Raw genomic sequence first — 19,210 nt, 5'->3', positions numbered from 1 at the left:
CCGTAAACAGCGCGCCCATCATAGGGCGAGATTTTGCTTAACCCGAACAAATACCTTGCTCGGATGGCGGCTTATCGCGAAGGCTGGGTATCAAGTCAACCAAAATGACAGGTAAGACATGCGCAAATACCCCTTTGTTTTCTTAACTCTTCTGTCTGCTTGCAGCACGGAGGCCAATCACATCGGCAATCCGCTGTTGTTACCAATCCACGCGGTGGGAAATGCTGTGTCCAATGCAACCTATGGACAGCGGCGTGGCCAAGTTGAAGTTTTCGTCAAAACCAACCACCCTGCCCTGATCACAGATATTCGCGCAGGCGGCGGCGTAACCCTAACGGAAGCTTTCGACATCGCCAATGTGCCGCCCGCCGCCCGCGCACCACATACGCTTCAAATGCAATCGGACTTGGCGCTGTATACGAATAACCTCGGCGCGCTGGTTGTCGCGATCATGGTCGTGTCGAATTAATGGACCATCTACAAGTCTAGCAACACAATGATTGACCATATGGTAGGAATTGACTGCAACCGCGCCCCAGCGCAGTGTTGATCAATCATCCAGCCTTTCACACGACCGAACAAGGTGAACTTATTGACACAAAGACATGACCTCTCCGACATCGCGCGCGGGGCTCTCATTCTTTTGGTCGTTTGGGGGCACCTCCTCGAAGCGAAAGGTCCCGACAGCCGGATCTATTTTGCGATCTATACCTTTCACATGCCTGCATTTGTCATGTTGGCTGGTATGTTTTCGTCAGCGAGGCTGAATGCTCATGACCTAATAGTGATCGTTCAGAAATTCGTTCTTCCCTTAATCGCATTTCAACTCGCGTACTTTTATGCCCTTAGCGTTGTTTCACCTGACCGTGTAACGGACGTTCTGACACCTGCATGGCTAATCTGGTTTCTCTTGAGCCTTATCACGTGGAAACTGATCCTACCTTTTGCCGTCCGAGTACCCTACCCAATCCCGTTAAGTATCGTTGTTGCTTTGGTCATAGGGTATATCGATAGCGTCGGTACCGCATTGAGCCTTTCAAGAACTGTTGTATTCTTTCCAGCCTTCTTGCTCGGCCACCTCTACAAAGACCAGATTTTTCAAGTGGTGATAAAACACCGGCCGGCGCTTTGCATTCTGTTCGTCGCTTTCATGTGTGGTGCGATCGGCCTATCGGACCATGTGGACATTCGTTGGCTCTGGGCCGTCAATTCTTACAGCGAAATACCAAATAGCTCTCCGAAGATATTGTATCGGGCAGGCACGATCGCGATGGGTCTAATCACATCGATTGCGTTTCTTGCGGTGCTTCCGCGCCGTTCAAACGGCCTGACGTTACTGGGGCAAAACACGATGCCGATCTACGTCTTGCACGGTTTTCCTGTGATGCTCGTTTGGAAAGCTAATGTTCTACCGAACTCTGATATTGCTTTCATCGTCGCGACAGCCGTTCTGGCATTTATTCTGACGTTTGCGATTGCGCGAGCTGCATCACCAATCATCACAAACAATAAGTAGACTGCGCAACTTAAAGCTCCTGGCTGGTCATCTCATTCGCGGCGGCCCGCCCCAAGGAACGGCTGATCCCAGTAAACAGGCGATCAAAGCTATCAAACATCGCTCGGTTCACCTGAGCACCCGCCTCGGTTTCCGAAAACGCAATATAAGCCTGCAAGTCTGCGTCATCCAGCGGCGCGTAGGCCATGAACAAGAACGAATAGAGCCATTTCGTTGTGCTGTCGCGGATGTCGGCCTCTTGGCTCCAGACATCTGATAGGATCTGTTCTTCGGTTAAGGCCCCGTCAAAGGCGCGGCCATCCAGCAACCCGTTATAAAACGCGAGGTTTGAATTAAGCGCAGCGGCGACATTGGTTTCAATCAGGTTGTTGGTTTCAATGAATTCGCCAACCAAGGCAAACCGTGGATTGTCGTCTGCTGATGCAATGGCGGCCGCGTCTTCGCTGGCCTGCTCAACCGCGTCATCCAGCAAAGCACGACGTGCGCTGACTTCGAGGCCGACGATCATCTGCCCTTGATCAGACCCAAAGAAATCAATGATCGGGCCAAGGTCAAAATCCGAGAGCGATATCTCGAAATCTTCGCGGACCATGCCCAACATGACGTCCTGATTGTATATGTTCGCGACGGTGTTATCCCAATCGCTGGACGGCTCACCTGCGAACAGATCGGCGCCGATTGTTCCCCCGTAGCTCATCCCTTCTTCGCGCATAATGTCGATAATTTCGGGCAGCATCAGCAGTTCAAACAAAACATCCGTGTCACTGTCCTGCGCCATCGCGGGCATAATTGGCAGTGCGAGTGTCAGGACGGTTGCGAGCGTGGCGAAGCGATTGAACATCAAAGAACCTTTCTTGGGATTCTATAGCAATAAGGTCGCCCGCGCCCCTTTCCAAGGGGCATGTGAACCAACGCACGGGATTGTCAGGAATACCTCTTGCACGGCTGTCCACATGGGACTAACACCGCCGCGATCAAAAACGATCATCTGACGCGGAGAGGTGGCGGAGTGGTCGAACGTGGCGGTCTCGAAAACCGTTGAGCCTTTACGGGTTCCCAGGGTTCGAATCCCTGTCTCTCCGCCATTTACACCGATGTCCCCATTAATGTCTGTTGTGACGATTGACCTGTGTCGATTGTGAAAGCGTTTGTCGGCTCTCATGCTCAGAAACTTGCACCCTCGGACAATCTGATCGTTATTTGATATATATCAAATGTATCTTTATGGATTTAAGTTAACCATCGGCCTCGAATAAGAGAGGCCACCATGACCAAGAATAAATATGACCTAAGTCGCCGCGCATTTCTGGGCGTTGCCGCCGGAGGTGCCGCCATCGCGTCCGTCACACCCAGTGACGCGGCTCCCATCGCAACAAACGCAAAGATCGTTATCATCGGCGCTGGAGCCGGCGGCACTGCATTGGCAAACCGTCTTGTGGATCGCTTGGATGGCGCCCAGATTACACTCATAGATCCTCGCCCCCAGCATCTCTATCAGCCGGGTTTGACGCTCGTGGCGGCAGGCCTGAAACCCGCCGATTATGTAACGACACTGACAACGGATTGGTTGCCCTCTGGCGTGACCTTGATCCCAGAAAAAGCCGCTGCAATTGATCCAGAGGCCAAGACTGTTTCGACTGAGGGCGGCGAAACTCTGTCCTACGACTACCTTGTGGTCGCACCGGGCTTGGTCCTTGATCACGATGCCATTGATGGGTTTGACCTCGATATGGTTGGTACCAACGGGATCGGCGCGCTTTACGCAGGCCCGCAGTATGCCGCAAAAACATGGGACGCCGCTGGGAAATTCACTGAGGACGGCGGTGTGGGTCTTTTCACCCGTCCTGAAACGGAGATGAAATGCGCGGGTGCACCGCTTAAACACACCTTCTTGATCGATGATCTTGCCCGCCGTGCAGACAACCGTGGCAACATGGATATCACCTATGCGGCCCCACAAGGCTCGTTGTTTGGTGTTCCGATCGTTGCCGAAAAGGTACGGATGTTGTTCGGTGATCGGGGCATCAATACGGCGATGCAACACACGCTCAAAGCTATTGAACCAGGCCAGCAGAAAGCGACGTTCGTAGATCAAGATGGCTCAACGGTGGATATGGACTACGACTACATCCACGTTATACCGCCCCAACGTGCGCCAGACGTGATCCGCGAGTCAGGCCTGTCATGGGCTGACAAATGGACAGACCAAGGCTGGGTTGAATGCGACATGTATACCCTTCAGCACCTGCGCTACGACACGATCTGGGCGCTTGGTGATGTTGCGGGCGTTCCCAAAGGCAAGACAGCCGCATCCGTCAAATGGCAGGTCCCCGTGGTTGAAGACGGCATTGTCAGTGCGATCGAAGGCACGGACCCAACCGAGACCTATAACGGCTACACATCCTGCCCGATGATCACTCGGATCGGTCGCGCCATGTTGGTTGAATTTGACTACAACAACGATCTCACACCGTCCTTTCCGGGCATCATTGCGCCGTTGGAAGAGCTTTGGATCTCGTGGTTAATGAAAGAAGTCGCCTTAAAAGCAACTTACAACGCCATGCTACGTGGCCGCGCATAAAGGAGCGATGCAATGAAAGATATGACACTCTCTACCCTGCTTGCTGTCTTCGAAGAAATCTTCGGGCGTGGGTTGTTCTGGGCCATGGTCGCCCTCGCTGGCGTTGTGACGCTGGCGTACCTTTTTGTGCTGATCCGTGACCGCGCGGTCAGTTGGCACAAGTTCCTTTGGGCGCAACTGTCTATGCCCGTCGGCGCAGTTCTGGCGGTTTGGTTTTTGTTGGTCATGACCCATTCGCAATTGCGCGACATGGGCGGCCCGATTGATTTGATCGTGTTACTGATGGTTGCCGTTGGCGGTGCTGTCGGGATGGCAATCCTTGTCTACACAGGGCAGTCCCTTTTGCGTGGACGAGACGAATAACAGACCACGAATGGTATGAATGATTTCATGATGACCGAAACACAGCTGAATTTCGGCCATCAAAGAATTTTGCACAATCGCCCCGAGAGCGGCCAATTGTATCAAATGGCGAAACAATCAACTTCACATGGTACACAGTGGCGAGCGCATCCCAATTTTGGACGCTGGACGTTTGAGCCTTACGACTTGGTGCGACGTATCGCGTCTTTCCACCCTGCATAACGACGGTTTTTGTCCGCATCATTCAACTGTGGAGTGAACTGGCGATCTAAAGCCCAAGTCGCTGCGAATTCGGCTTGGCTTGGGTAGACCCCTGCCCGCATTCCTGCAAGCCACGCCGCACCTAGTGCGGTCGTCTCCAAAACCTTCGGTCGGTCAACCTTGGCGCCAATCACATCGGCCAAGAATTGCATGGCCCAGTTAGACGCGGACATCCCGCCATCGACCCTGAGAGTGCCCTCAGCCGCACCATTCCAATCCGCCTTCATTGCGTCCAGCAGATCGCGAGTCTGAAAGCCGACACTTTCGAGCGCCGCACGTGCGAATTCTGCTGGCCCAGCGTTGCGTGTCAGCCCGAATACTGCACCACGGGCATCAGCATCCCAGTACGGCGCACCAAGACCCGTAAACGCAGGTACAAGATAAAGTTCGACCGAAGGATCGGCAGTTTCGGCCAACGCTTGGGTTTCTTTCGCGTCTTTGATGATGCCTAACCCGTCGCGCAGCCATTGCACCACAGCGCCCGCGATAAAGATCGACCCCTCAAGGGCGTAAGTGGTTTTGCCGTCCAATTGATACGCAATCGTACCAAGCATCCGGTTTTGGCTTTGAACCAGTTCATCGCCCGTGTTGAGCAATGCAAAACATCCGGTTCCATAAGTGGATTTTAACATCCCCGGTTCAAAACACGCCTGACCAATCGTTGCCGCCTGCTGATCGCCCGCAACGCCCAAAATCGGCAGCTCAGGTCCGAACATATCCGTGGTCCCAAAATCAGCTGCACAATCAAGAACCTCTGGCAGCATCGACATGGGAATACCCAGCCGTTTACAGATCACTTCATCCCACGCGCCTTCACGGATGTTGTACAGCATAGTGCGCGCGGCGTTTGTTGCGTCCGTGACGTGGCGCTTGCCGTTGGTCATCCGCCAGATCAGAAAGCTATCGACAGTACCGAACAGGAGTTGCCCGGCATCCGCCTTTTCTTGTGCGCCTTCAACAGCTTGCAGGATATACCTCACCTTCGTTGCGCTAAAGTACGGGTCCGCCAAAAGGCCTGTGCGGGCCGTAATCTCAGCTTCGAACCCTTCTGCCTTTAGGTCTTCGCAGAAATCAGCGGTCCGGCGGTCTTGCCATACAATTGCGTTATGGATCGGTTTTCCGGTCTCGCGATCCCAGACAATTGTGGTTTCACGCTGGTTGGTTATGCCTATCGCTGCAATGTCATCTGCCTTGGTGACGACAGCCGAACAGACGGATACAACAGAGTCCCAAATCTCTTCGGGATCATGTTCGACCCAACCCGATTGCGGATAAATCTGAGTAAACTCTTCCTGCGCCACATGGGCGATTGTCATATCCCCATCAAACAGAATTGCGCGGCTGGAAGTGGTCCCTTGGTCAATCGCGAGGATATGGGGCATGTAATTTCTCCTAGTCGTCGTCCTCTTGGGTTCCACGGAACCCTGTGGCGACAACAAATTTTTCAGAACTGTCAGAACGGCTGCTTGGTGGCTTCACATATTGAACTTTCTTAAAGTTCACTTTTAGCATGCGTTGCAATTCGGCTTCCGCACCACCGGCAAGAACTTTGGCGACAAACGTACCGCCCTCATCAAGCACATCAAACGCAAAATAAGCCGCTGTTTCGCACAGAGCCATGATGCGGTTGTGGTCGGTTTGTTTGTGACCAGATGCCGAGGCTGCCATATCGCTCATGACGATATCGGCTTTCCCTCCAAGCCACTCTTTAACTTTTACGTCCGCGTCGTCTTCCATGAAATCAAGAACATGTAGTTCACAACCCGGGATCGGTTCCATTTCTTGCAGGTCAATTCCAAGGATCGTGCCAATCGGCTTACCCTTTCGTTCACCCAATGCGTTAATCTTCGGCACAGCCACTTGGCACCAACCACCTGGGGCAGCGCCCAAATCAACGACCCGCTTACCGGGTGTTAGGAAGTTGAACTTTTCGTTCAATTCCAGAATCTTATAGGCCGCACGACCGCGATACCCATCGGCCTTTGCACGGGCAACATATGGGTCATTCAATTGCCGCTGAAGCCACAAGGTCGATGACATCTTGCGCCCGCGCGCGGATTTCACTTTGACAGTCAAGTCGCGCTGACCGCGACCGGATGTGTTCTTACCGCTGCGTGATGTGGGTTTTTTAGCCATGCCTTCGATTACAGTGCCAATCAGCGGTAGTAAAGTGACTGCCCGTTATGGAATATCTGAACCTTCTCGGGGGTTGCTTTCATCCGCACTGTTTGACCGCGCAAATCTGCGTGAATACCGGGCAGCTTGCCAATTACCGCATCAGCACCGTCAACCTTACCGAAATAGAGCAGTGTCACTTCGCCCAAGGCTTCGGTGATGTTGACCGTCCCTTCAAACGCAAAGTCATCGCCATTGGTCACGTCCATGTCTTCTGGCCGGATACCAACATTCACGATAAGGCCCTTGTCGGCTTCTTGGGTCGGAACCGCAGAAGCAACCGTGCCGCCACCATCCAGTTTCACAACTGTCTGCGCACCAGTCTCGATAATCTCGCCGGCCAATAGGTTCATCGCAGGTGACCCAATGAACTGTGCCACAAATTCGTTCTCAGGGCGTTCATACAACTCCAACGGCGTACCGACTTGCGCGATCCCCTTATTGGCAAGCACAACAATTCGTGTAGCCAAGGTCATCGCTTCGACCTGATCGTGCGTAACGTAAATCATCGTACTGTCAGGCATGGATTCTTTGAGCTGTGCAATCTCGATCCGTGTGGCAACCCGTAGGGCTGCGTCCAAGTTCGAAAGAGGTTCGTCAAACAGATAGACCTTGGGATCACGCACGATGGACCGGCCAATCGCCACACGTTGCCGCTGCCCGCCTGACAACGCTTTTGGAAGGCGGTCCAGATAGTCATCCAACTGCAAAATCCGCGCGGCGTTTTCGATCGCTGCGTCGATTTCGGCCTTTGGTTTCTTGGCCAACTTCATTGCGAAGCTCATGTTGTCGCGCACCGTCATGTGTGGGTAAAGCGCGTAAGACTGGAACACCATGGCGATACCACGCTGTGCAGGTGGCACGTCATTGACGACCTGCCCATCGATCTGCAGTTCACCGTCGGTAATTTTCTCAAGGCCAGCAATCATGCGCAGCAACGTCGATTTACCGCAACCAGATGGCCCGACAAATACGATCAATTCGCCTTTTTTGATATCAAGGTTGATGTCTTTGAGGACATTCACCGTGCCACCGTAGGTCTTGGCAACATTTGTCAGCTTCAGATCAGCCATTTAGGGGTCTCCTGTCCATTATGTCGACGGGGACGCGGCAATAAAGACCTGCCACGGCGCCAGAGTTAGTGTATCGCCCACAGGCGCATCCGCACCGCTGAGGTCATGTGCAATCGATTCCCACGCGCCTTTAGGCAGTGCCAAATCGGCCGGAGCATCCCCAACGTTAAAGGCGCAGAACACCTTCTCCCCATTGAGACTACGAGTGAAATAGACAATGTCACCTATCGCTTTCACGCCATCATGATCGCCTTTGGTCAACGCTGGGTGTGCGTGGCGCAATGCGATAGCGCGGCGGTAATGGTGGATGATCGCATTTGGATCATCCTCTTGCGCAGCCACGCTATTGGCGATGTGATCTTGGCTGACAGGCAACCAAGGGCGCTGTGCCGTACTGAACCCGCCGTTCTGGTTGCTGGGTTCCCAAACCATGGGCGTGCGGCACCCATCACGGCCTTTGAACTCGGGCCAGAATTCGATGCCATAAGGATCTTGTAGATCTGAGTATGCGACGTCTGCCTCACCCAGCCCCAATTCCTCACCCTGATAAATACAGGCGGACCCCCGTAAGCACATCATCATCGTTGTGAACAAGCGCTGCGCGTCTGGTGACAATGCCCAACGGGTGCTGTGGCGAACAACGTCATGGTTTGAATAGGCCCAACAGGCCCAGCCATCTGCTGCCTCATTGTCAACGCGTGCCATAACATCCGCGACAGTCTGCGCAGATGGTTGCTCCCCTGAAAGAAACTCGAACGCATAACACATTTGCATCAGGTCATCGCCCGCTGTGTATTCGCCCATAATCTCTAGGCCGCGCTGCGCATCTCCGACTTCACCGACGGCAGCGGCGTTATAAGGAACCATAACCGCACGAAGCTTGCGCAAGAAGTCGAGGTTTTCAGGGCGGTTTTTTGAGTAAAGGTGCTCTTGGTGATTATATGGGTTCACACTGGGCGCAATCGTGGAGTTACGTTTGTCCTTAGGCAATGCGGGATTGTCGCGCAGTTCTTTGTCGTGGGTATAAAAGTTGATCGTATCTAGACGGAACCCGTCTACTCCGCGCTTCAACCAGAACTGTGCCACATCGAGTAGTGCATCTTGCACGGCGGGTTCCCAAAAATTGAGATCAGGCTGTGAGGTCAGGAAACAGTGGTAGTAATACTGTTCACGCCCAGCATGCCACTGCCATCCAGACCCGCCGAAGATTGATAGCCAGTTGTTGGGGGGTGTCCCGTCTTCTTTGGGATCAGCCCAGACATACCAGTTGGCCTTATCGTTTGTGCGGTCAGCCTTACTTTCTTGGAACCATGGGTGCTGATCTGATGTGTGCGACAACACCAGATCGATCATCACTTTGACATCAAGGTCATGTGCTTTGGCGACCACGGCGTCGAAATCGGACAACTTGCCAAACATCGGGTCGACATCACAGTAGTCGGACACGTCATAGCCGAAATCCTTCATCGGTGACGTAAAGAATGGTGAAATCCAGATCGCATCAACACCGAGGCTGGCGATATAGGGCAAGCGCTGCACGATCCCTGCAAGGTCGCCAATGCCATCCCCATTGCTGTCTTGATAGCTGCGCGGATAGATCTGATAGATCACCGCTCCGCGCCACCAATCGGCGTCTTTGTCCAAATGTCCGGCCGTAACCTGCGCCATCTTCGTCATCTTCGTTGTCTTTCTATTTAACCGAGCCAGCCAGCAGGCCGCGCACGAGGTATCTTTGCATCATAAAGAAAACAGCTAGCGGCACCGCAATGGAGATAAACGCACTGGTGGCCAAAACCTCCCAGTCGCCGCCTCGGGTGCCCAGCAATTCTACGATTTGTTTTGTCATCACAGTTGTATTGCCTGAACTGTCGATCAGGAAAACAAGAGCAACCAACAAGTCATTCCACGTCCACAAGAATTGGAAAATGGCAAATGACGCGAGAGCTGGAAAACTAAGTGGCAGAATGATCTTAGTAAAAATCTGGAACTCTGTCGCGCCATCGACACGGGCGTTTTCAATGATGTCGCGCGGCAATCCGACCATATAATTTCTCAGCAGGTAAATCGCCAAGGGCAGTCCAAAGCCGGTGTGCGCCATCCAAACCCCCAGATACCCTTTCCCGATACCAATCGCATTGTGAAGCTGAAGCAACGGAATCAACGCCAACTGCAGTGGCACCACCAACAGGCCAACAACGGCAGCGACCAAAAGCGCTCGACCAGGGAAATCCATCCAAGCCAACGCATAGGCGGCAAAAGCCGCAATGAGGATCGGGATGATGGTCGACGGGATAACAACCGTGAGTGTGTTAAAAAACGCCTTGGCCATGTTTTCAGAATTGGTCGGGCTAAAGAGGATATTCTTATAGTTATCCGTGGTGAATTCAGGCGGGACCGTCGCCACAACAAACAAGCGTTGCCCACGACCAGATATTTGGTCGTCATTCCCCTGCCAAATGTAGCTACCATCTTCGCTCAACGTCATTGTTTCGCCATCACCTAAGTCTGACGTCTCTCCGGCCGCAAAGGCAGACGGCGCGCGCGAAGATGTGCCCCAAGTCGTAATTTCGAGAAGGTCGGCATCCGGTTCATTGATGTTGCCTTCAACAACGAACACGCCAGCTGAGGTCTCGATCCGGAAATCATCAGGATCAAGCGCGCGCAGTTGCAAGGTTTGTTCTGCCGGAAACAGTGAGGCCCACCAGCCCGATGACGTGATTTGTTCGCTCGTTCGGAACGAGGATACAAACAGCCCCATCGTTGGGAACAACCACAACAGCACCAGTGCCAATACCGAAATATTTAGCGCCCAAACGACTGCGGGCTTTTTGCCAGCTAAAGAGTCCATCAGCGCATCTCCTTACGGGCATTGTAAACGTTCCAAACCAGGATCGGCATCACCAGCAACATGATGATCATCGCCGACGCAGACCCCATTCCCCAATCACGGGCCACGAACATCTTTGTGTACATGTAGTTGGCCAATACCTGAGTCTCCCATTGTCCGTTCGTCATAGCGAACACAATGTCGAACACCTTAAGCGTGGCGATGGTAATTGTGGTCCAAACAACTACGATTGTGCTCATGATTTGAGGCACCTTAATCTTAAAGAAAATCTGGAATGGGTTCGCACCGTCAATGACAGCGGCTTCGATGGTTTCTTCTGGAATACCGCGTAGTGCCGCGGACAGGATCACCATGGCAAACCCCGTTTGGATCCAGATCAAAACCGCCATCAGGAAGAAGTTGTTCCAAAACGGGATCGTTAACCATTGCTGGGGCGCATCGCCGCCGAACGTCAGATAAAGATGATTCAACACACCGATCTGCGCTACATCTTCGGGACGGGCTTCATAGATTAGTTTAAAAATAACAGCCGCGCCAACGAATGAAATCGCCATCGGCATAAAGACAACCGACTTGGCAAAGTTCCCCCAGCGCAGACGGTCGGTCAATTGGGCGGTCAACAGGCCGAACGCCGTTGACGCAGCAGGCACAACCACTAGCCAGAGGATATTGTTGCGCAAAGCTTCCATAAACTTATCTTCGGCAAACATCTGAACGTAGTTTTTAAACCCAACGAAGGTGTAGACATCACCTGCCCCACGTTCCAGAAAACTAAGCCGTAATGTCGCAAATACCGGATAAGCCAAATACAGACCAAGCCCCAACATCGCTGGAAACAGGAAAATCCAAGGGCGGATCATCTCTCGGCGGTTGATATTTTGGCCCATATTCGGGCCCTTGGCAGGAAATATCACTTTGTCGAGCAACAGGTTGGCACCGTAAAAATAGCCAACACACCCTGATACACCGATCACAATCGTGATTACGCCTAAGAGCGCTGGATGCATGTCGTTCTCCTCCCCCGAGCCTTAAAGATAGTCTGCCGTCAATAAAGGGTGGCGCAATCTCTTGCGCCACCCGTTTTCAAGAAATCCAATGCTTACTGCAAAGCGTCCCAGCTTTCCTGAATGGAGGTCGCTACGTCTGCGGCAGACGCGCCGCCAACATAATCAACCATACCAGTCCAGAACGTACCTGCGCCTACGCCACCTGGCATAAGGTCAGAACCGTCAAAGCGGAACGTCGTCGCGTTAAGCAGAACTTCGTTCAGACCACGCTCGGAGTCAGACCCAAAGACGGACAGATCCGCGGACAGGTGTGGCGTAAGGAAACCACCCTTAGACATCCACATCTCATGTGCTTCAGTTGAACGAAGGAATTCGATCAACTGGTGCGCACCTTCGGATTCATCCGTGATCGCGAACAATGTACCGGACCCCAATACCGGCTTTCCAAGGTCTTGTTCAGCAAACGCTGGGAAGTAGAAGAAATCTGCGTCTTCGCCAACTTCGGTCCCTTCTGGGAAGAACGCCGGAATGAAGGACGCTTGACGGTGCATGTAGCACTGTGGCGGGCTGTCAAACAAACCCTTTGGGCTGTCGCGGAAGTCAGTCGTTGCAACCGCACCAGCGCCACCAGCAACGTAGTCGTCGTTACGTGCGAACATGCCGAAGGCTTCTATCGCTTCGATCACTTTAGGATCGTTGAACGGCATCGCATTGCTGACCCAGTCATCATAGACAGCTGGTTCCTGCGTGCGCAGCATCATGTCTTCGACCCAGTCCGTTGCAGGCCAACCTGTCGCCGCACCAGAACCCAGACCGATACACCAAGGTGTGCCGCCATCGGCAACGATTTGGTCGGACAGCGCAATCAGCTCTTCCATGGTTTCAGGGATTTCGTAGCCGGCATCTTCAAAGTTCTCAGGAGAATACCAAACCAAGGATTTTACGTTCACGCGGAAGAAGAAACCGTAAAGATTATCAGCACCGCTCGCGTCTGCATAAGTGCCCAGATCAACCCAAGACTGACCCGCTGCATAGTTTTCAACGATCCAATCGGCTGTGCCATCACGCAGCGGAGCCAAATGCCCCTGCGCTGCAAGGTCGGACGCCAAACCTGGCTGTGGGAAGACCGCGATATTGGGAGCGGATCCGCCTTCGATATCGATCACGACTTGGCTCTCAAAGCTGTCGGACCCGACGTATGTGACCGTCGCGCCTGTTGCTTCTTCGAAAATGTCCAGCACGGCTTCTAGGTTGTCGGCTTCTGGGCTCAGGAATGGTCCCGCAATTGTAATTGTCTCGCCGGAAATATCGGCTGCGTGGCTTTCGGCTTGCACCATACCTGCTGTCAGCGCCGCAATTGCTGCACCAGCATATAAAGATCGTGTCATTTTGATTCTCCCTAAGCGAGCACGCCCGCTCGTTGATTATAAAGGTTCACACCCTGCGCTTCGCTCCCAAAGCGCTTTGGATATGCAGAGAGTGCGCTAAAGACTTAGTAGAGTCAATCCAATCAAAATGCTGCAACTGCACAATAAGAATAAGCCAAAAATGGTTGATTTTGGTGAAATATACCTTCAAGACTAGGAACACCTCGGCAACCAAAGCGGTTTGAAAGAAGCATGAACCTCAAAGAACTCTCTGAAAAATTGGGATTGTCCCAAACAACCGTCAGCCGTGCGCTGAACGGCTACCCAGAGGTGAGCGAAGCAACCCGAGAAAAAGTACAGTTGTTAGCAAAACGGCATAATTACAGCCCCAACACACGCGCTAAGGGATTAGCAACGGGGCGCGCTCATGCCATTGGGCACGTCATTCCTACAGCCCGCCGCCATGAGGTTGTGAACCCTATTTTTGGCGACTTCATCGCCGGCGCTGGTGAGGTCTACGCAGCCAACAATTTCGATATGGTCCTCTCGATTGTTGAGGGAGGTGACGAGGAAAAAGTTTACCGCGCCTTCAAAACACGAGGTACCGTCGATGGCGTTATCCTGCATGGTCCAAGGATAAACGATGAGCGCATACCGCTCCTTCAAGAAATTGGCCTGCCATTTGTTGTCCACGGTCGCGCATCAGGCGTTGAAACCGACTACAGCTGGCTGGACGTGAATAACCGACGCGCCTTTACACGGGCCACAGAGTTTCTGATTGACCTCGGGCACCGCCGAATTGGTCTGATCAATGGCCTCGAAGACATGGATTTCGCGCATCGCCGCAAAATCGGTTACGAGGACGGCCTAAAGGCGCGTGGTCTAAACATCGACCCATTAATCATGCGCTCCGATGAAATGACCGAAAGCAACGGCTACACTGCTGCCGGTGAAATGCTCGACAGCGAAGCCCCACCAACGGCCATTCTCGTCTCGTCCATTATCACTGCTCTTGGGACCCGTCGCGCTATCGAAGACCGCGGTCTAAAAATGGGTCGTGACGTTTCCGTCGTAACTTATGACGACAGCCTGTCTTATCTGGCCAACGGCATAGATGTGCCAATCTTTACGGCCACCCGATCTTCTGTGCGCGATGCTGGTCGCCAATTGTCTAATTTGCTTTTGGCAAAGATTAGCGATCCATCACGCCCACCCGACCACATTCTCCTAGAAGCCGAACTCACCGTTGGTCAGTCCACGGGCCCTGCCCCCTCGACCTAACGCCTTATCCAATCGAAAGATCGAACATGAATTTCAAACGCTCGGATTTCCCCGAAACCTTCCTCTTTGGCACGGCGACATCCGCCTACCAAATCGAAGGACATAGTTTTGGCGGCGCGGGTCAAACCCATTGGGACACGTTTGCCGCCACACCAGGAAACGTCGTAAGGGCTGAACACGGTGGCATCGCATGCGATCATTATCACCGCTACGAAGAAGATCTTGATTTCATTTCCAATGCAGGCTTTGACGCCTACAGGTTTTCAACAAGCTGGGCTCGCGTCATGCCGGACGGTGTCACGCCCAATCCCGAAGGCTTGGATTTCTATGATCGGTTGACGGACGGTATGTTGGAACGTGGGATCAAACCCTGCGCAACCCTGTACCACTGGGAACTCCCGTCCGCTTTGGCCGATAAAGGCGGATGGCAAAACCCGGATATCGCAAAATGGTTCGGTGATTTCACCGAATGCATCATGGAACGGATCGGCGATCGGATGCATTCGGTCGCACCAATCAACGAACCTTGGTGTGTCGGCTGGTTGTCGCATTTCCTTGGAGCGCACGCACCAGGCCTGCGCGACATTCGAGCCACCGCACGCGCGATGCACCACATCCTTCTGGCCCACGGCACCGCGATCCAAATGATGCGGGGACTCGGCATGTCCAATCTAGGTGGCGTGTTTAACCTCGAATGGTCCGAACCGGAAACGGAGTCAGAGGCCGACATAGCCGCGAATGTGCTCTCGGATGGGTATTACAACCGCTTCTTTCTTGGAGGTGTTTTCCAAGGCAAATATCCGGAAAAAATCATGGAGGCCTTCGAGCCCCACATGCCAGAGGGCTGGCAAGACGATTTCGGGACCATTCAGGCCCCACTCGATTGGTGTGGTATTAATTACTACACGCGGCGGATCGTGCGCGCCAACGATGACCCATGGCCGTCCCATGACGTGATCCCGAATGGCCCACTGCCCAAAACCCAAATGGGTTGGGAGATTTACCCCGACGGTTTATATAAGTTCCTGAAACGCACCAAAGAAGAATACACAGGCGATCTGCCACTGTTCATTACGGAAAACGGCATGGCCAATCCTGATATGATCAAGCACGGCACGGTCAATGACCCTGAACGTATCTCTTTCCTGAACCAGCACTTTAATGCAGTGCGTCGCGCAATTGCCGATGGTGTACCTGTTAACGGTTTTTTCGTGTGGTCGCTTCTGGATAACTATGAATGGGCCTTGGGCTACGAGAAGCGCTTTGGCCTCGTGCATGTAGACTTTGTTACCTTGGAACGCACACCCAAAGCCTCCTATCATGCCCTCAAATCTGCGCTGGAGCAGTAAATGAGTTATCCTGCAAACACCCTATCTCTTGTCGCCGATATCGGTGGAACCAACACACGATGCGCTTTGGCGGACGGTCCCCGTGTTCTGCAAGACACCGTGCGTCGATATTCAAACGCTGATTTCGGTGGGTTGGAAACGGTGCTGCGGCAATACCTATCAGATGCCGGAGACGTGGATCCCATTGCGGCCTGTGTTGCCGTAGCGGGCCCAGTTCACAACGGCGTTGCCACCTTGACCAATCTCAACTGGGCAATAGACCGCGACACGCTAGCACGGGCGACACAGGCGGAAACTGTCGCAATTCTTAACGATCTACAGGCACAGGGGCACGCCCTCGCCGATCTGGACAGCAGCGCATTGCGTCCTGTCATTGAACGCACCGATGACACCATCAACTTCCATGCTGCGCGGCTGGTGGTTGGGGTTGGCACGGGATTTAATGCGACACCGGTATTTGACACAGCAATGGGCCGGTTTGTGCCGCCCTCAGAGGCAGGCCATGCCAATTTGCCAATCCGCACCGAACAAGAACTTCGGCTGTGTCATTACGTTTCCACTGCTCATGGATTTCCCGCTGTAGAGGATGTGGTGTCAGGGCGTGGTCTTGAACGTGTCTATAGCTTTTTGGGTCAAGAGGCAGGTGATCCGCGTGACGTTCGCGCGCAAGATATTATGGCGGCTTGTGCGGCGGGAAATGATCCTCGTGCACGCGAAGCGGTAGCGCTTTTTATCCGCGTTCTGGGCACCGTCTGTGGTAACCTCTCCCTGATCCAGTTGCCGTTCGGCGGCGTCTATCTGGTTGGTGGCGTTGCACGCGCTATGGCGCCTTATCTGGCAGAATTTGGGTTTGCCGATGCATTCCGCGACAAAGGACGTTTTGCCGGCTTTATGGCAAACTTTTCGGTCCATGTGGTCGAAGACGATTATGCCGCGTTGTCTGGTTGCGCATCTCACATCCAGACGCTTGTGTCGGCCTAAGACCCAAGCGTTCTAGTGAAGCTGGCCGTGAACGGTTTTTGTCAGCTCCTTTAGGGAGAACGGTTTGGGCAGGAAAACCGAATTCGGGATGCTTTTCTGCGCTTCCCCAAAGGCTTCCTCGGCGTAACCAGAAACAAAAACGACCTTGGCATTCGGGCGGTCTTGTAGTGCTTCTTTTACCCACGTGGGGCCGTCTTTGCCCGGCATGATGACGTCTGTGAGAAACAAATCAACTACAAGATCGCTATCCTCCAACATGGATAAAGCCGCCTCGGCGCTCTCCGCTTCAAGCACTGTGAACCCACGCAGGCGCAATGCCCGAGACGCAAAGGCCCGCACTGGCGCTTCGTCTTCTACCAATAAGACAACACCATCGCTCTTTGACGTCATCACATGTTCAACAACTGGCGTGGTTTCAACGATCGGTATCGGACCGTCATGACTTGGGATCAGGATGCTAAAGCTGGTTCCAACGCCAACAGTAGAATCGACAAAAATATAACCACTGGTCTGTTTGATGATCCCATAAGCGGTCGATAACCCAAGGCCCGTCCCCTCACCGATCTTTTTGGTCGTCCAGAAGGGTTCGAAGATCTTGGCGCGCTTGTCCTCGGATATCCCGGTCCCTGTGTCATGAACTCGCAAGACTACATATTTCCCTGGTGGAACCGTGACGCGATCGCGTGTTAGCCCTTCGGTCAATACTGTGTTTTCAGTTTCAATGCGGATACTTCCGCCTTCCGGCATCGCATCACGCGCGTTCACGACGAGGTTCATAAGAACTTGTTCTAGTTGACGTTTATCGGCACGGATCGGGTCAAGTCCGGGGTCGTGATCCAAGGTTAACGTAATCCGTTCCCCCACAAGACGGTTCAGCAAATGAGTGCTATCAGCCAACGTGTTTCGCAAATCCAAAACTTCGAGTTGGAGGTTTTGTTTTCGTGAATAAGCAAGCAGTTGCCCGACCAACGCACCAGCACGATTGGCATTCTGATGGATTTGAACGAGATCGGAATAGTCACTATCCCCCCGATCGTGGCGCAATAGTAGTAAATCACAATGGCCCGAAATCGCAGTCAGAAGATTGTTGAAATCATGCGCCACGCCGCCTGCTAGCTGTCCGATTGCCTGCATTTTTTGGCTCTGAACGAACTGTTGCTCCAAGTTCTTATATTCGGTCACATCCTTAAGAACGGCAATTACATGTGGCTCGTTTGTCTGGCCCGCTGGATTGAGAGACACCTGCAAGAACGTCTCACGGTCGTCATTAACCGATTGAAGATACTGAGGAGCAGACGGGATTTTTCCGTGGTACGTTTCGGTGATCCAGTCATTCAATGGACGGCCCAAACCCTCGATTAGATCGCTGATCCGCGTTCCCGCACCAATCTTGTGGTCCAACAATATCCGTGCTTCGCGGTTTGACGAAAGAACCTCGCCATCCAACGCAATCTTTAGCAACGGAACAGGCAGTTCTTCGATTGCGGCCCATTCTGTTTGAACGGCTAAACCATCGCTGACGGTATCAGAGGGCAAAAGATAGATTTCGCTTCTACCACCGTGGCTGGGAACCTCGGCCACAAGGCACGCCTTTTCACCGGACTCGCAGAGCACATGATGAACCTGTCCCGATACGATCGGTAGTTCGGAAAACACACTCTCAAGGTTCTTGACCCGCCCACCAAGAAGTCTCCGAAAAGCTTCATTCATATATAGAACGGTACCGCTTGGCCCTGCCGTCAGCATTGGAAGGCTCAACGCGTCAGCTGAACGACCGACGCCCATTCGGTCTGAAAGGTCTTCTAGGCGCCAAAGGAACGCCGTGTCATCGACAGCATTCACAGAAAGTCGAACATGTCCTTTGCGGGTCACGATGTCTTCACGCGCACTCCCGAGGGCCAGCGCTTTGTTCTGAATTCGAAACATGACGGCGCTGGGGTTGGCAAACATCTCGGAAAAGACGCGGCCAAGCGTTTCAACGTTGATATCCCTAAACCGTTCTGCTGCACGATCATTACGCCTGATAATTCTACCTTCACTATCGGCCAAAAAACTTGGAGATGGGTCTTGTTCAACCAACGCTATCACACTTTGGCGGGCTGCGTTCTGCTGGCGTGCCTTAAGTTGATCATTGATCAGTAAGACCAATGAAAAAAACACCAATGCGCTTCCGAAAGCCAATAGACCAAGCCGGATTTGAACATCGGCCACCATGATTGTGCCGCAAATCGCAACCGCACCCATACCGGCTAGTACCCATATTGAAATGGACTGCGCTGGCTTTGACGCCATTTGCGCCGGCCGCATCATTGCGTCTGGGTCAATATGATCTGTCACGCAGGCCCATTTCCATGTGGTGCTATTCCTTCGAATCGGTTGTCCCAATGAACGGCACAAACCTTAATCCC

The 19,210-nt window shown here is 53.1% G+C and carries 16 protein-coding genes and 1 tRNA gene; 8 read left to right on the top strand and 9 right to left on the bottom strand.

The genetic code is table 11. The annotated features are described in order from the left end of the window. Positions 1 to 118 precede the first annotated feature (118 nt). Complete coding sequence (locus L0666_RS02735) at positions 119 to 469, top strand: hypothetical protein (RefSeq protein WP_235258189.1); 351 nt, start codon at positions 119 to 121, stop codon at positions 467 to 469. 123 nt (positions 470 to 592) lie between these two features. Beyond that, positions 593 to 1,516, top strand: coding sequence for an acyltransferase family protein (locus L0666_RS02730; protein WP_235258187.1), 924 nt, complete (start codon positions 593 to 595; stop codon positions 1,514 to 1,516). Positions 1,517 to 1,526: 10 nt separating this feature from the next. On the opposite strand, the gene L0666_RS02725 is transcribed toward L0666_RS02730, so the two are convergent. Then, on the bottom strand, positions 1,527 to 2,357 hold the full coding sequence (locus tag L0666_RS02725) for a hypothetical protein (RefSeq protein WP_235258185.1): 831 nt from the start codon (positions 2,355 to 2,357) through the stop codon (positions 1,527 to 1,529). Between the two features lie 154 nt (positions 2,358 to 2,511). Here L0666_RS02725 and L0666_RS02720 point away from each other — a divergent pair. From L0666_RS02720 to L0666_RS02710, 3 genes are all read left to right on the top strand, one after another. Beyond that, positions 2,512 to 2,601 (top strand) — tRNA-Ser (locus tag L0666_RS02720). A gap of 182 nt (positions 2,602 to 2,783) precedes the next feature. After that, on the top strand, positions 2,784 to 4,097 hold the full coding sequence (locus L0666_RS02715; RefSeq protein WP_235258183.1) for an NAD(P)/FAD-dependent oxidoreductase: 1,314 nt from the start codon (positions 2,784 to 2,786) through the stop codon (positions 4,095 to 4,097). A gap of 12 nt (positions 4,098 to 4,109) precedes the next feature. Continuing rightward, positions 4,110 to 4,460: a DUF5368 domain-containing protein gene (locus tag L0666_RS02710; RefSeq protein WP_235258181.1), complete on the top strand. Its 351-nt coding sequence runs from the start codon at positions 4,110 to 4,112 to the stop codon at positions 4,458 to 4,460. Between the two features lie 179 nt (positions 4,461 to 4,639). Here L0666_RS02710 and glpK read toward each other — a convergent pair whose 3' ends face one another. The 7 genes from glpK to L0666_RS02675 all read right to left on the bottom strand — a co-directional run bounded on the left by glpK (position 4,640) and on the right by L0666_RS02675 (position 13,212). Continuing rightward, positions 4,640 to 6,103 (bottom strand): glycerol kinase GlpK, encoded by a 1,464-nt coding sequence (glpK, locus tag L0666_RS02705; protein ID WP_235258179.1) that lies wholly within the window; start codon positions 6,101 to 6,103, stop codon positions 4,640 to 4,642. Between the two features lie 10 nt (positions 6,104 to 6,113). After that, the gene (locus tag L0666_RS02700) at positions 6,114 to 6,857 is read right to left on the bottom strand and encodes an RlmE family RNA methyltransferase (protein ID WP_235258164.1); all 744 of its coding nucleotides are present in this window, start codon (positions 6,855 to 6,857) and stop codon (positions 6,114 to 6,116) included. Positions 6,858 to 6,877: 20 nt separating this feature from the next. After that, a complete protein-coding gene (locus tag L0666_RS02695) occupies positions 6,878 to 7,969 on the bottom strand; it encodes an ABC transporter ATP-binding protein (protein WP_235258162.1) in 1,092 nt (363 codons plus the stop codon). An 18-nt stretch (positions 7,970 to 7,987) separates the two neighbouring features. Further along, positions 7,988 to 9,646 (bottom strand): alpha-amylase family glycosyl hydrolase, encoded by a 1,659-nt coding sequence (locus L0666_RS02690; RefSeq protein WP_235258160.1) that lies wholly within the window; start codon positions 9,644 to 9,646, stop codon positions 7,988 to 7,990. 13 nt (positions 9,647 to 9,659) lie between these two features. Beyond that, complete coding sequence (locus tag L0666_RS02685; RefSeq protein WP_235258158.1) at positions 9,660 to 10,817, bottom strand: carbohydrate ABC transporter permease; 1,158 nt, start codon at positions 10,815 to 10,817, stop codon at positions 9,660 to 9,662. Next, entirely contained in the window at positions 10,817 to 11,824 is a 1,008-nt protein-coding gene (locus L0666_RS02680; protein ID WP_235258156.1) for a carbohydrate ABC transporter permease, read from the bottom strand. Before L0666_RS02680 ends, L0666_RS02685 begins: the two co-directional genes overlap by 1 nt. 92 nt (positions 11,825 to 11,916) lie before the next feature. Next, positions 11,917 to 13,212 carry an ABC transporter substrate-binding protein gene (locus L0666_RS02675; protein WP_235258154.1) on the bottom strand — a complete coding sequence of 432 codons (1,296 nt, stop codon included), beginning with the start codon at positions 13,210 to 13,212 and terminating at the stop codon, positions 11,917 to 11,919. A gap of 231 nt (positions 13,213 to 13,443) precedes the next feature. On the opposite strand from L0666_RS02675, the gene L0666_RS02670 reads away from it, so the two are divergent. Genes L0666_RS02670 through L0666_RS02660 form a run of 3 tightly spaced genes read left to right on the top strand, consistent with a single transcriptional unit; the run spans position 13,444 to position 16,802 of the window. After that, on the top strand, positions 13,444 to 14,472 hold the full coding sequence (locus L0666_RS02670; RefSeq protein WP_235258152.1) for a substrate-binding domain-containing protein: 1,029 nt from the start codon (positions 13,444 to 13,446) through the stop codon (positions 14,470 to 14,472). Positions 14,473 to 14,498: 26 nt separating this feature from the next. Next, a complete protein-coding gene (locus L0666_RS02665) occupies positions 14,499 to 15,821 on the top strand; it encodes a GH1 family beta-glucosidase (RefSeq protein ID WP_235258143.1) in 1,323 nt (440 codons plus the stop codon). Next, positions 15,822 to 16,802, top strand: a complete 981-nt coding sequence (locus L0666_RS02660; RefSeq protein ID WP_235258133.1) for a glucokinase — start codon at positions 15,822 to 15,824, stop codon at positions 16,800 to 16,802. Positions 16,803 to 16,814: 12 nt separating this feature from the next. On the opposite strand, the gene L0666_RS02655 is transcribed toward L0666_RS02660, so the two are convergent. Then, entirely contained in the window at positions 16,815 to 19,046 is a 2,232-nt protein-coding gene (locus tag L0666_RS02655; RefSeq protein WP_418887975.1) for an ATP-binding protein, read from the bottom strand. Positions 19,047 to 19,210: the final 164 nt, after the last annotated feature.

Source organism: Octadecabacter algicola, from assembly GCF_021532625.1.
Classification (GTDB): Bacteria; Pseudomonadota; Alphaproteobacteria; order Rhodobacterales; family Rhodobacteraceae; genus Octadecabacter; species Octadecabacter algicola.
This window is presented reverse-complemented; position numbering and strand designations above follow the sequence as displayed.